12 protein-coding genes are annotated in these 12,122 nt (G+C 57.9%); all 12 read left to right on the top strand.

All coding sequences use genetic code 11. From position 1 onward, the window contains the following. Nucleotides 1–6: 6 nt before the first annotated feature. A complete protein-coding gene (locus AC2CGQ_RS08620; RefSeq protein WP_004931411.1) occupies nt 7–558 on the top strand; it encodes a glutathione peroxidase in 552 nt (183 codons plus the stop codon). Nucleotides 559–563: 5 nt separating this feature from the next. Then, nucleotides 564–1,319, top strand: coding sequence for a vitamin B12 ABC transporter ATP-binding protein BtuD (gene btuD / locus AC2CGQ_RS08615; protein WP_021505482.1), 756 nt, complete (start codon nt 564–566; stop codon nt 1,317–1,319). Nucleotides 1,320–1,715: 396 nt separating this feature from the next. Continuing rightward, on the top strand, nt 1,716–2,870 hold the full coding sequence (gene arnB / locus AC2CGQ_RS08610; protein WP_021505481.1) for a UDP-4-amino-4-deoxy-L-arabinose aminotransferase: 1,155 nt from the start codon (nt 1,716–1,718) through the stop codon (nt 2,868–2,870). Then, complete coding sequence (arnC, locus tag AC2CGQ_RS08605; protein ID WP_015377702.1) at nt 2,857–3,837, top strand: undecaprenyl-phosphate 4-deoxy-4-formamido-L-arabinose transferase; 981 nt, start codon at nt 2,857–2,859, stop codon at nt 3,835–3,837. Before arnB ends, arnC begins: the two co-directional genes overlap by 14 nt. Next, the gene (gene arnA, locus AC2CGQ_RS08600) at nt 3,837–5,819 is read left to right on the top strand and encodes a bifunctional UDP-4-amino-4-deoxy-L-arabinose formyltransferase/UDP-glucuronic acid oxidase ArnA (protein ID WP_049186335.1); all 1,983 of its coding nucleotides are present in this window, start codon (nt 3,837–3,839) and stop codon (nt 5,817–5,819) included. Before arnC ends, arnA begins: the two co-directional genes overlap by 1 nt. Beyond that, nucleotides 5,816–6,721: a 4-deoxy-4-formamido-L-arabinose-phosphoundecaprenol deformylase gene (gene arnD / locus AC2CGQ_RS08595; protein WP_160125417.1), complete on the top strand. Its 906-nt coding sequence runs from the start codon at nt 5,816–5,818 to the stop codon at nt 6,719–6,721. The genes arnA and arnD overlap by 4 nt, the downstream gene beginning before the upstream one ends. Continuing rightward, complete coding sequence (gene arnT, locus AC2CGQ_RS08590) at nt 6,718–8,382, top strand: lipid IV(A) 4-amino-4-deoxy-L-arabinosyltransferase (protein WP_021505478.1); 1,665 nt, start codon at nt 6,718–6,720, stop codon at nt 8,380–8,382. The genes arnD and arnT overlap by 4 nt, the downstream gene beginning before the upstream one ends. After that, nucleotides 8,379–8,723 (top strand): 4-amino-4-deoxy-L-arabinose-phosphoundecaprenol flippase subunit ArnE, encoded by a 345-nt coding sequence (gene arnE, locus AC2CGQ_RS08585; RefSeq protein ID WP_004931404.1) that lies wholly within the window; start codon nt 8,379–8,381, stop codon nt 8,721–8,723. The genes arnT and arnE overlap by 4 nt, the downstream gene beginning before the upstream one ends. Continuing rightward, nucleotides 8,720–9,112: a 4-amino-4-deoxy-L-arabinose-phosphoundecaprenol flippase subunit ArnF gene (gene arnF, locus AC2CGQ_RS08580; protein ID WP_044031356.1), complete on the top strand. Its 393-nt coding sequence runs from the start codon at nt 8,720–8,722 to the stop codon at nt 9,110–9,112. The genes arnE and arnF overlap by 4 nt, the downstream gene beginning before the upstream one ends. Before the next feature lie 176 nt (nt 9,113–9,288). After that, on the top strand, nt 9,289–9,753 hold the full coding sequence (locus AC2CGQ_RS08575; RefSeq protein ID WP_016927954.1) for an NlpC/P60 family protein: 465 nt from the start codon (nt 9,289–9,291) through the stop codon (nt 9,751–9,753). A 59-nt stretch (nt 9,754–9,812) separates the two neighbouring features. Further along, nucleotides 9,813–10,826: a lipoate--protein ligase gene (lplA, locus tag AC2CGQ_RS08570; RefSeq protein ID WP_085336984.1), complete on the top strand. Its 1,014-nt coding sequence runs from the start codon at nt 9,813–9,815 to the stop codon at nt 10,824–10,826. 510 nt (nt 10,827–11,336) lie between these two features. After that, nucleotides 11,337–12,068 (top strand): EAL domain-containing protein, encoded by a 732-nt coding sequence (locus AC2CGQ_RS08565; RefSeq protein ID WP_484593576.1) that lies wholly within the window; start codon nt 11,337–11,339, stop codon nt 12,066–12,068. The last annotated feature ends 54 nt before the right edge of the window (nt 12,069–12,122 follow it).

The following is a 12,122-nucleotide window of genomic DNA, read 5'->3' as shown; positions in this document are numbered from 1 at the left end:
CAACCGATGAGCAAGCCAATCGACAACCTGCCGTTACAAACCATCGAAAATCAGACGACCACGCTGGGTGCCTATCAGGGCAAGGTGCTGCTGGTGGTCAACGTGGCCTCGGAGTGCGGCCTGACCAAGCAGTACGAAGGGCTGGAAGCGCTGTACGAAACCTATCGCGAGCGGGGGCTGGAAGTGCTGGGGTTCCCGTCCAATGAATTCCTGGGCCAGGAGCCGGGCAGCAACGAAGAGATCCTGGCGTTTTGCCGCGGCACCTTCGGCGTGCAATTCCCAATGTTTGCCAAGATTGAGGTGAACGGCGAACACCGTCATCCGCTGTACCAAGCGTTGATTGCCGCACAGCCGGAGGCCGTCGCGCCGGAAGGCAGCGAGTTCCTGGCGCGGATGACCAGCAAAGGGCGTGCGCCGAAGCATCCCGGCGATATTCTGTGGAACTTTGAGAAATTCCTTATCGCGCGCGACGGCACGGTGATCCAGCGCTTCTCGCCTGACACCACACCTGAGGATCCGGCGCTGGTGGCGGCGGTGAAACAGGCGCTGGCAGGGTAATACGGATGCTGCAACTCGTTGAGGTTGGGGTGGCGGGGCGCCTGGCGCCTTTTTCGGCACAGATTGACGGCGGGTTGCAGGTTCACCTGATCGGCCCAAATGGCGCAGGGAAGAGTACCCTGCTGGCGCGGGTGGCGGGTATGCTGCCGGGGCGGGGCGAAGTCTGCCTGGACGGACGTGCGCTCTCCGATTATCCGGGGAGCGAGCTGGCGCGCCGACGCGGTTATCTCAGCCAGCAACAGCCGCCGGTGTCGCTGATGCCGGTGTTTCAGTATTTGGCGTTGCACCGGCCTGCCGGCGCGGCGCAAACCGAGGTGGAACACACCATCCTCTATCTGTGCCAGCGGTTGAAGCTGGTGGATAAACTGTCACGCATGCTGACACAGCTTTCCGGTGGAGAATGGCAACGGGTGCGGCTGGCGGCGGTATTGCTGCAGGTGTGGCCCAGCGTTAACCCGCACAGCCGATTGTTGTTGCTGGATGAACCAACCAATAGCCTGGATGTGGCGCAAAAGGTCGCGCTGGATCGCCTGCTGCGCGAATTCTGCCAAAGTGGGCGCAGCGCGCTGGTGTGCGCACACGATCTGAATCATACCCTGCAGCAGGCCGATCGGGTTTGGTTACTGCACGCTGGGCAGTTGGTCGCGCAGGGCATCACCCGTGAGGTGATGGCGCCCGCACTGTTGTCGCAGATCTATGAAGTGGATTTCCACCTGCAATGGGTGGGGAACCAGCGTTGGATCATGACCCGCACGGCTTAATTCGCCCTGGGGTATAAATATAAACGAAAACTAAACGTAGTGAATATAAATAGCCGGGTAATCATCGGCTATTATTGTGCTGCCTCTCATTTTCTCGTGAGTTTTCTTGAAAAACGCCAATGACGTGCTACGCTTGATTCGGCAAAAATAAAATACGTAAGTAATTATTAAAAAATATAAGAAATTGATTTACATAATAAAATTAAATTAATGATGACGGCGCCTTCCTATCAGTTCTCCCACTGATGACAAGTCTCGTCTTAAGGTTTAGTTAAGCTTGCGGCCTTACATTGGCAGTTAATCCACGGAAACGATTCTTCTCTGGCGTTTAATATTCGTTAAACGAAAGGGATTTACAGTGTCATCAAAAGCAGTTCGATACGTTTGGGGTTAACTATGGATCAATTTTTGCCTTTCTCTCGTCCGGCCATTGGCGACGAAGAAATCGCCGCGGTAGAGAAAGTGTTGCGTTCCGGCTGGATCACCACCGGGCCGCAAAACCAGCAACTGGAAAATGACTTCTGTTCCACTTTCGGCTGTAAGCACGCCATCGCCGTCAGTTCCGCCACCGCGGGCATGCACATCACGCTGATGGCGCTGGGCATCGGGCCCGGCGACGAAGTCATCACCCCTTCGCAAACCTGGGTTTCCACCCTCAACATGATCGAACTGCTGGGCGCTACGCCGGTAATGATCGACGTTGACCGTGAGACCTTGATGGTCAGCGCTGCCGATGTCGAGGCTGCCATCACCCCGAAAACCAAAGCGATTGTTCCAGTGCATTATGCCGGCGCCCCCCTGCAGATGGACGCTTTGCGCGCCGTGGCCGAACGCCATCGTCTGCCGTTAATCGAAGACGCCGCCCATGCGGTCGGCACGCGTTACAACGGCGAATGGGTCGGCGCGCGCGGCACGGCGATTTTCTCGTTCCACGCGATTAAAAACGTGACCTGCGCCGAAGGCGGCCTGATCGCCACCGACGACGATGCGCTGGCGGATCGCCTGCGTTGCCTGAAGTTCCACGGCCTGGCCGTCGATGCCTTCGATCGCCAGCAGCTGGGCCGCAAACCGCAGGCCGAAGTGGTGGAGCCGGGATACAAATACAACCTGTCCGACATTCACGCGGCGATCGCCGTGGTGCAACTGTCGCGCTTCGCCGAGCTGAACGCGCGCCGTAAGGCGCTGGCGCAGCGCTACCTGAGCGCGCTGGAAGGCTCGCCGTTCCAGCCGTTGGGCGTGCCGGATTATCCGCATGACCACGCCTGGCACCTGTTTATGGTGCGCGTCGATCCAGCGCGTTGCGGTATCGATCGCGACCAGCTGATGGAGCGCCTGAAAGAGGTTGGCATCGGCACCGGGCTGCATTTCCGCGCCGCGCACACCCAGAAATTCTACCGTGAGCGCTATCCGCAGCTGTCGTTGCCGAATACCGAATGGAACTCGGCGCGGCTGTGCACCTTACCGCTATTCCCTGATATGACCGACGCCGACGTGGATCGCGTGGTCAATGCCTTGTCTTCTGTTGTGGAGTCTTTACGTGTCTCGCGTTGAACCGATTAAAAAAGTGTCGGTAGTCATTCCGGTATACAACGAGCAGGAAAGCCTGCCGGCGTTGCTGGAGCGTACTACTGCCGCCTGTAAGCAGTTATCTCAACCTTATGAAATCATCCTCGTCGACGATGGCAGCAGCGACAACTCCGCTGACATGTTGACCGCGGCGGCGGAAAAGCCGGACAGCCACGTGATCGCCGTTTTGCTGAACCGCAACTACGGCCAGCACTCGGCGATCATGGCCGGTTTCAACCAGGTGACCGGCGATCTGGTGATTACGCTGGACGCCGATCTGCAGAACCCGCCGGAGGAGATCCCTCGTTTGGTTAGCGTGGCGGAAGAGGGCTATGACGTGGTGGGCACCGTGCGCGCCAACCGTCAGGACTCCTGGTTCCGCAAAAGTGCCTCGCGCGTGATCAACATGATGATTCAACGCGCCACCGGCAAGTCGATGGGGGACTACGGCTGCATGCTGCGCGCCTACCGTCGTCATATCGTTGAGGCGATGCTGCACTGTCATGAGCGCAGCACCTTTATCCCGATTCTGGCGAACACCTTCGCCCGCCGTACCACCGAGATCGACGTGCGCCACGCTGAGCGCGAGTTTGGCGACTCCAAGTACAGCCTGATGAAGCTGATCAACCTGATGTATGACCTGATCACCTGCCTCACCACTACGCCGCTGCGTTTGCTCAGCGTGGTCGGCAGCATCGTGGCGCTGTCCGGGTTTGTGCTGGCGCTGGTGCTGATTGCGCTGCGTCTGCTGCTCGGCCCTGAATGGGCCGCCGGCGGCGTGTTCACCCTTTTCGCCGTCCTGTTCACCTTTATCGGCGCCCAGTTTGTCGGCATGGGGCTGTTGGGTGAATACATCGGCCGTATCTATACCGACGTGCGTGCGCGTCCTCGCTATTTTGTTCAGAAAGTGGTCGGTGCACAGCATGACCACAATACTCAGGAAGAAGAATGATGAAAGCTATTGTATTTGCTTACCATGATATTGGCTGCGCAGGTCTGAAAGCGCTGACTGAGGCGGGTTATGACGTGCAGGCCGTGTTCACGCACACCGACGACCCTGGTGAGAACAACTTCTTCTCCTCTGTGGCCCGTTTGGGCGCCGAATTGGATCTGCCGGTCTATGCGCCGGAAGACGTAAATCACCCGCTGTGGGTTGACCGCATTCGCGCACTGCAGCCGGACGTGATCTTCTCGTTCTATTACCGCCACATGCTGAGCGACGAGATCTTGTCGCTGGCGCCGCAGGGCGGTTTCAATCTGCACGGCTCGTTGCTGCCGCGTTACCGCGGCCGCGCGCCGGTGAACTGGGCGCTGGTGAATGGCGAAACCGAAACCGGCGCCACGCTGCACAAAATGGTGAAACGCCCGGACGCCGGTGACATCGTCGGTCAGCAGAAAGTGACCATTGCCGACAGCGACACCGCGCTGACGCTGCACAAAAAAGTGCTGGAAGCCGCGCAGATCGTGTTGAAAGAGCAGCTGCCGAAACTGAAGAACGGCACCGCCACTTTCACCCGGCAGGATGAGTCTCAGGCCAGCTACTTCGGTCGCCGCACCCCGGCGGACGGTGAGATCCTGTGGCACAAATCCGCCAAAGAGATCAACAACCTGGTGCGCGCCGTCACCGAGCCGTACCCGGGTGCCTTCAGCCACCTCGGTCAGCGCAAGCTGATCGTCTGGCGCTCTCGCGTGCTGGACACCCAACACGATAAACAGCCGGGCACCGTGCTGAGCACCTCGCCGCTGGTCATCGCCTGTGGCGAAGGTGCGCTGGAAATCGTCGCCGGGCAGAACGAAAGTGGCCTGTACGTGCAGGGCAGCCGCCTGGCGCAGGAAATGGGCATCGTCACCGACGTGCGTCTGGCCGCCAAGCCCAACGCCGTGATGAAACGCCGCACCCGCGTGCTGATCCTCGGGGTTAACGGCTTCATCGGCAACCACCTGACCGAGCGCCTGCTGCGCGATGACCGTTACGACATCTACGGTCTGGATATCGGTTCCGACGCCATCAGCCGCTTCCTCGACAACCCGCGTTTCCACTTTGTGGAAGGCGACATCAGCATCCACTCCGAGTGGATCGAGTATCACATCAAGAAATGCGACGTGGTGCTGCCGCTGGTGGCGATCGCGACGCCGATCGAATACACCCGTAACCCGCTGCGCGTGTTCGAGCTGGACTTCGAAGAGAACCTGAAGATCGTTCGCGACTGCGTGAAATACAACAAGCGCATCATCTTCCCGTCCACATCTGAAGTGTACGGCATGTGCGACGATAAAGAGTTCGACGAAGACCATTCGCGTCTTATCGTCGGGCCAATCAACAAGCAGCGCTGGATCTATTCGGTCTCCAAACAGCTGCTGGATCGGGTGATCTGGGCTTACGGCGCCAAAGAAGGCCTGAAGTTCACGCTGTTCCGTCCGTTCAACTGGATGGGGCCGCGCCTGGATAACCTGGACGCTGCGCGCATCGGCTCTTCCCGCGCCATCACCCAGCTGATCCTCAACCTGGTGGAAGGTTCGCCGATCAAACTGATGGACGGCGGCGCGCAGAAACGTTGCTTCACCGACATCAACGACGGCATCGAAGCGCTGTTCCGCATCATTGAGAACCGCGACGGCCTGTGCGACGGCCAGATCGTCAACATCGGCAACCCGACCAACGAAGCGAGCATTCGCGAGCTGGCGGAAATGCTGCTGGAAAGCTTCAACAACCACCCGTTGCGCGATCGCTTCCCGCCGTTTGCCGGCTTCAAGGACGTAGAGAGCAGCAGCTACTACGGCAAAGGTTACCAGGACGTCGAGCACCGCACGCCGAGCATCAAAAACGCTCACCGCCTGCTGGGTTGGCAGCCGACCATCGAGATGAAGCAAACCGTCGCCGATACGCTGGACTACTTCCTGCGCACAACCGTTCAGGAAGGGAACGGTGCATGAAGAAAGTCGGTCTGCGGGTTGATGTAGATACCTTCAGCGGCACCCGTGAAGGGGTGCCGCAGTTGCTGGACCTGTTCGAAAAGTACGACATTCAGGCCAGCTTCTTCTTCAGCGTGGGACCGGACAACATGGGGCGCCATCTTTGGCGCCTTTTGCGTCCGAAATTTCTGTGGAAAATGCTGCGTTCGAACGCCGCCTCGCTGTACGGCCTGGATATTCTGCTGGCCGGCACCGCCTGGCCGGGGCGCAATATTTCGCGCGCGTTGGGGCCGCTGATGAAGCGCACCGCCGAAGCCGGCCATGAAGTCGGGCTGCACGCCTGGGATCACCAGGGCTGGCAGGCCAAGGTCGGCAAGTGGAGCGAGGTGCAATTGACCGAGCAGGTGCAATTGGGTGTCGACGCCCTGAGCGCCTGCACCGGCCAGCCGGTGAAATGCTCCGCCGTGGCGGGCTGGCGCGCCGATACGCGCGTGCTGGAGGTCAAGCAGCGCTTCGGCTTCCATTACAACAGCGATTGCCGCGGCACTCATCCGTTCCGTCCGGTGCTGAGCGACGGGCGTCACGGTACGGTGCAGATCCCGGTGACGTTGCCGACCTTCGATGAAGTGATTGGCAGCGAAGTCAGCATGGCCGACTTCAACGACTACATTCTGCGCGCCATCGAGAACGATCGCGGCGTACCGGTGTACACCATTCACACCGAAGTGGAAGGCATGTCGCAAGCGGCGATGTTCGAACAGTTATTGCAACGCGCACGGCAGCAGGGCATCGAATTCTGCCCGCTGAGCGCGCTGTTACCGCAAGATTTGGCGTCACTGCCGTTGGGCCGCATCAAGCGCGCTCCTTTCCCCGGCCGCGAAGGTTGGCTGGGCTGTCAAACCGATGTGAAGGACGTTACATGAAGGCGCTAAAAGGATCCTGGGCCATTCTGCTGGCCGTTTTTTTTGCTCTGGTCTATCTGATCCCGCTTAACGGTCGCCTGCTGTGGCAGCCGGATGAAACGCGTTATGCCGAGATCAGCCGTGAGATGCTGCAACGCGGCGATTGGGTGGTGCCGCACCTGCTGGGGCTGCGCTATTTCGAGAAGCCGGTAGCGGGTTACTGGTTCAATAACATCAGCCAATGGCTGTTCGGCGAAAACAACTTTGCGGTGCGCTTCGGCTCGGTGTTCAGCACCGGCATGACCGCGCTGCTGGTGTTCGCGCTGGCGATGCTGATGTGGCGCAATGCGCGGCGCGCCAGCCTGGCGGCGCTGATGTTCCTGTCGATGGTGCTGGTGTTCAGCATCGGCACTTACAGCGTGTTGGATCCGATGATTTCGCTGTGGCTGGCGGCAGCGATGGTCAGCTATTACCTGACGCTGAAGGCTTCCTCGGTCAAGGGCAAGCTGGGCGCTTACGCCTTGCTGGGCCTGGCCTGCGGCATGGGCTTTATGACCAAGGGCTTCCTGGCGCTGGCGGTGCCGGTGATCGCGGTGATCCCGATTGTCATTCAGCAACGTCGCATCAAGGATCTGCTGTGCTACGGCCCGGTGGCGATCGTTACCGCCACGTTGCTCAGCCTGCCGTGGGCGCTGGCGATCGCGCAACGTGAGCCCGATTTCTGGAATTACTTCTTCTGGGTCGAGCACATTCAGCGCTTCGCCGAAGATAACGCCCAGCACAAGGCGCCGTTCTGGTATTACCTGCCGGTTCTGCTGGCGGCGGTGCTGCCTTGGCTGGCGCTGCTGCCCGGCGCGCTGCTCAAAGGTTGGCGCGAGCGCGTACAGCGTCCGGAGCTGTTCTTCCTGCTGAGCTGGGCGCTGATGCCGCTGATCTTCTTCAGCATCGCCAAAGGCAAGCTGCCGACCTACATTCTGCCGTGCATGGCGCCGCTGGCGCTGCTGATGACCGCCTATGCGGAAGACTATGCCGCCACGCTGCGCGCCAGGCTGTTCAAGGCCAACGCCTGGTTGAACGGCCTGTTCGGGCTGATTGGCATCGTGGCGCTGGTGGTGTTGAGCTCCGGTCTGCTGCCGAAAGCGCATCTGTTTACTCCCCAGGAGTGGCCGAAAGTGGTGCTCGGCCTGATCGCCTTCGGCGGCTGGCTGCTGTTCGCACTGGTTTCTGCGCGCGATAACGGCCGCCAATGGCGCTGGGCGGCGGCTTGCCCGGTGCTGCTGTGCCTGGTGATCGGTTACGCCATTCCGCAACAGGTGACCGATTCCAAACTGCCGCAAAACTTCGCCCGCGCCACGATGGCCGAACTGAGCGACAGCCGCTATGTGTTGAGCGACAGCGTCGGATTGGCGGCCGGCCTGGCCTGGGAACTGAAGCGCAGCGACGTGCTGATGTACAGCCAGAAAGGCGAGGTGGCCTATGGTCTGGAGTATCCGGACGCCAAGGGGCACCTGATCAGCGATGCCGACTTCCCGCAGTGGCTGGCGCAGGCGCGCAAGCAGGGAAATGTGTCGCTGGTGTTGCAGCTGTCCCGTGATGAAGCGCTGCCGCAGGAGCTGCCGGCCGCAGACAAGGTGGATCGTATGAACCGCTTGGTGCTGATGTGGTATAAACAGCAACCATGATCGGTTTTTTGTTGGTGATAGTGGTCAGCCTGCTCACCTGTGGTGGGCAGCTGTGCCAGAAACAGGCGGCGCACTGCTGGGAACGGGCAGACGAGGCGCGGCTGAAACAGACGCTGCGCTGGTTGGCGTTGGCGGTGTTGCTGTTGGGGCTGGGCATGGCGGTGTGGCTCAATGTGTTGCAACGCCTGCCGCTCAGCCTGGCTTACCCGATGCTCAGCCTGAACTTCGTAATGGTGACGCTGGCGGCGCGCTGGCTGTTTCATGAGCCGACAACCGTTCGCCACTGGTGCGGCGTGGCGTCGATTATGCTGGGGATCCTGCTGATGAGCGTGCATTCATGAGGGGCTATGCCTGGGGCGCCGCCAGCGTGTTGCTGGTGACGCTGGCGCAGTTGCTGATGAAGTGGGGCATGGTGCAAATCCCGCTGATGTCGTTCGCCGACGTCTCGTTGGCGCTGATCGGCGACTACTGGCTGCCGCTGCTGGCGGTGGGCGGTGGCATCTTCGGTTATGCGCTGTCGATGCTGTGTTGGTTCTTTGCGCTGCGCCATCTGCCGTTAAACCGCGCTTATCCTCTGCTGAGCGTCAGCTATGCGTTGGTTTACCTGGCGGCGGTGATCCTGCCGTGGTTTAACGAATCCGCTACGCTGCTGAAAACGTTGGGCACGCTGTTTATTCTGTTCGGCGTCTGGCTGATTAACAGCAAATCCGAGACCAAATCGCCGCAATAGGGCCAAAACCGGCGATCCTGCTATTATCTCCCTCATGGCGCTTGCCTTTTTCCCCGTGCGGGAGATAAATTAACGCGAAATAGCGCTCTCCTTACGTGGTGCCGGCTTTGCCTCGCAGGCAGTGTAGTGGTGTACCGAATGGCATAATGCGGCAACGTGTTCAATGAAGGGATATTATGCGGATGCGTGTGTGGTTTTTATTAGCCAGTTTAATCCTCGCCGGTTGCAGCAGCCATGCGCCGCCACCCAGCGGCCGCCTGGCGGATTCTATCGTGGTGGTAGCCCAGCTCAATGAACAACTGCGCCAGTGGTACGGCACGCCATACCGTTACGGCGGCCTGGATCGCGGCGGCGTGGATTGCTCCGGGTTTGTTTACCGCACGTTCCGCGATCGCTTCGACATGCAACTGCCGCGTTCGACCGAAGAACAAACCTCACTGGGCACCAAGGTTTCACGCGATGAGCTGATGCCGGGCGATCTGGTGTTTTTCAAAACCGGCGGCGGTGAGAACGGCCTGCACGTCGGCATTTACGATACCAACGACCAATTTATCCATGCGTCGACCAGCCGCGGGGTGATCCGCTCCTCGCTCGATAACGTCTACTGGAAGCGGGTGTACTGGCAGGCGCGACGCATTTAGCCTTAACCCGTTGATTTGGTGTATCATGGCGGCATCTCGTGTTTTGAACGGTGCCTGCCATGAACAGCCTGCGTTTACTGATCTCCGACTCCTACGACCCCTGGTTCAACCTGGCGGTGGAAGAGTGCATCTTCCGCGAAATGACCACGCAAAAAATTCTCTTCCTGTGGCGCAATGCCGAAACGGTGGTGATTGGCCAGTCGCAGAACCCCTGGAAAGAGTGCAATACCCGGCGTATGGAGCAGGACGGCATTCGGTTGGCGCGGCGCAGCAGCGGCGGCGGGGCGGTATTTCACGATCTGGGCAATACCTGCTTCACCTTCATGGCCGGCAAACCGGGCTACGACAAGAGCGTCTCGACCGACATCATTCTGCAAGCGCTGCGGCAGTTGGGCGTCACAGCCGGCGCGTCGGGGCGCAACGATCTGGTGATGGAAACCGCCGACGGGCCACGCAAAATATCCGGCTCGGCCTATCGAGAAACTCAGGATCGCGGTTTCCACCATGGCACGCTGCTGCTGAATGCCGATCTGGAACGGCTGGCGGACTACCTGAACCCGGATCCCAAAAAGCTGCAGGCCAAGGGTATCACTTCGGTGCGTTCGCGCGTCGCCAACCTGGCGGAGTTTTTGCCGGGCATCAGCCATGAGCAGGTATGCGACGCTATCGTGCAGGCCTTCTTCGCCCACTATGGCGAAACGGCCGAGCCGGAGATCATTTCGCCAGATGTATTCCCCGATCTGCCCGATTTTGCCGCGCAGTTCGCCAAACAGAGCAGTTGGGAATGGAATTTTGGCAAGGCGCCGGCGTTCAGCCACTTGCTCAACGAGCGTTTTGTCTGGGGCGGCGTAGACCTGTTCTTCGATGTGGAGAAGGGGGCGATCGTTCGCGCGCAGGTATTCTCCGACAGCCTGAATCCCGCCCCGCTGCAGCGGTTGGCGGAGATGCTGGTAGGCTGTGCGTATCGAAGCGAGTCCGTTGCCGCTTGCTGTGACCGGCTGATGGCGGACTATCCTCAGCAGGCGGCCGAATTAGCCGAGCTGCGGCAATGGCTGAGCGAAACGATCCGCTAGCGCAGGCCTGGTGATGAAGGGATGAGCATGCTCATCCCTTTTTTTATCGCTGAAATCGACGTTTTGCATGGTGGTAGCGCAGATTTTCTGAAAATCAAGGTGGGCATTTTTTTACGTTTTCAATGCCACGAATAACGGGCGGAATTGATGCGTTATTAAATTTAATCAGTCGTCGTTAACGGCAGGGAAAATTGGCGTTAAGAATGAAAGATTATTTTACTTTATTTAGGATTTTTCTTAAATAAAACAAAGGAGATAAGTCAAATTTAGTCATAAATCCATTCAACTTAAGTCAAATACCTTTTCGCATAACGCGTTTGGCGGCTACCTTGGCATAAGTCCGGCTGCTTTTCTTTGCGCCTTTTACGATTGTCGTATAGCTTTAATCTATCAATTAAATGATATTTCATGGGTATTTACATTGATATTTCCGATTAATCCCAGAGGGATTGATCGATAAAATGTATTGATATACGATGATACGCTAGCCATTCATCCTGTGGCATTAAAATGAAAATCCAACTCGAAGCTGACTTTATTAGTAGCTATGTTTTTCAACCTGTTTACTCAATGGAGGGCGGGCTGTTGGCGGTGGAAATGTTGAGCCGTTTCAACAGTCTCGACGGTGATTTAGCCATGCCGGCCGAAATTGGGATTAATTTATTGGCGCCTGAACAAAGGATTGAGTTATTTAATGAACAACTGAAACTTGCGGAGCAGCATGCGGCTTGGTTTACCGATAACAACGTACAGTTGACCATCAATATCGAAGAAACCATCGTTGAGCTTATTCTTTCCGATTCGGCGTTGTGCCAAAGGATCGGGCAATATCCTTTTATTGCATTTGAAATGAGTGAGAGTTTTCCGAATCTTTCGGCCGGTAAGAACAACCCGAGCGTGCGGCGATTAAGCGAAATGTTTACGCTGTGGCTCGATGATTTCGGTTCCGGTAAGGCCACGTTGACCGCGTTGTACGATGGTTTGTTTGACTACGTAAAGATAGACAAACGTTTTTACTGGCAGCTGTTTACCCATCAGGGGTATGACGTGGTCATCGACTCGTTGTTAAAGAATATCAACCTGTTGTGTAAAGGCGTGATCGTCGGAGGAATAGAGAAAAAAGAGTACTTTAATAAACTCAGATACGCCGGTGTTTTAGGCCTGCAAGGTTTTTTATGGCCCAGCGTTGGTGTGGATAATCTGCAAGCTTTGCTGACGATGCCCAGCGAGTTCAATAATTAAGAAGTGATACAAAAAAACTACACACAATGAGGTAAATAAGCGACGGGGTCATGT

Source organism: Serratia sp. DFXYC6 (assembly GCF_057196085.1).
This window is presented reverse-complemented; position numbering and strand designations above follow the sequence as displayed.

Bases quoted from the DNA above. Each gene is read 5' to 3' on its own strand.
- AC2CGQ_RS08620 (WP_004931411.1), top strand. From the start codon at position 7: ATGAGCAAGCCAATCGACAACCTGCCGTTACAAACCATCGAAAATCAG.
- btuD (WP_021505482.1), top strand. From the start codon at position 564: ATGCTGCAACTCGTTGAGGTTGGGGTGGCGGGGCGCCTGGCGCCTTTT.
- arnB (WP_021505481.1), top strand. From the start codon at position 1,716: ATGGATCAATTTTTGCCTTTCTCTCGTCCGGCCATTGGCGACGAAGAA.
- arnA (WP_049186335.1), top strand. From the start codon at position 3,837: ATGAAAGCTATTGTATTTGCTTACCATGATATTGGCTGCGCAGGTCTG.
- arnD (WP_160125417.1), top strand. From the start codon at position 5,816: ATGAAGAAAGTCGGTCTGCGGGTTGATGTAGATACCTTCAGCGGCACC.
- arnT (WP_021505478.1), top strand. From the start codon at position 6,718: ATGAAGGCGCTAAAAGGATCCTGGGCCATTCTGCTGGCCGTTTTTTTT.
- arnE (WP_004931404.1), top strand. From the start codon at position 8,379: ATGATCGGTTTTTTGTTGGTGATAGTGGTCAGCCTGCTCACCTGTGGT.
- arnF (WP_044031356.1), top strand. From the start codon at position 8,720: ATGAGGGGCTATGCCTGGGGCGCCGCCAGCGTGTTGCTGGTGACGCTG.
- AC2CGQ_RS08575 (WP_016927954.1), top strand. From the start codon at position 9,289: ATGCGGATGCGTGTGTGGTTTTTATTAGCCAGTTTAATCCTCGCCGGT.
- lplA (WP_085336984.1), top strand. From the start codon at position 9,813: ATGAACAGCCTGCGTTTACTGATCTCCGACTCCTACGACCCCTGGTTC.
- AC2CGQ_RS08565 (WP_484593576.1), top strand. From the start codon at position 11,337: ATGAAAATCCAACTCGAAGCTGACTTTATTAGTAGCTATGTTTTTCAA.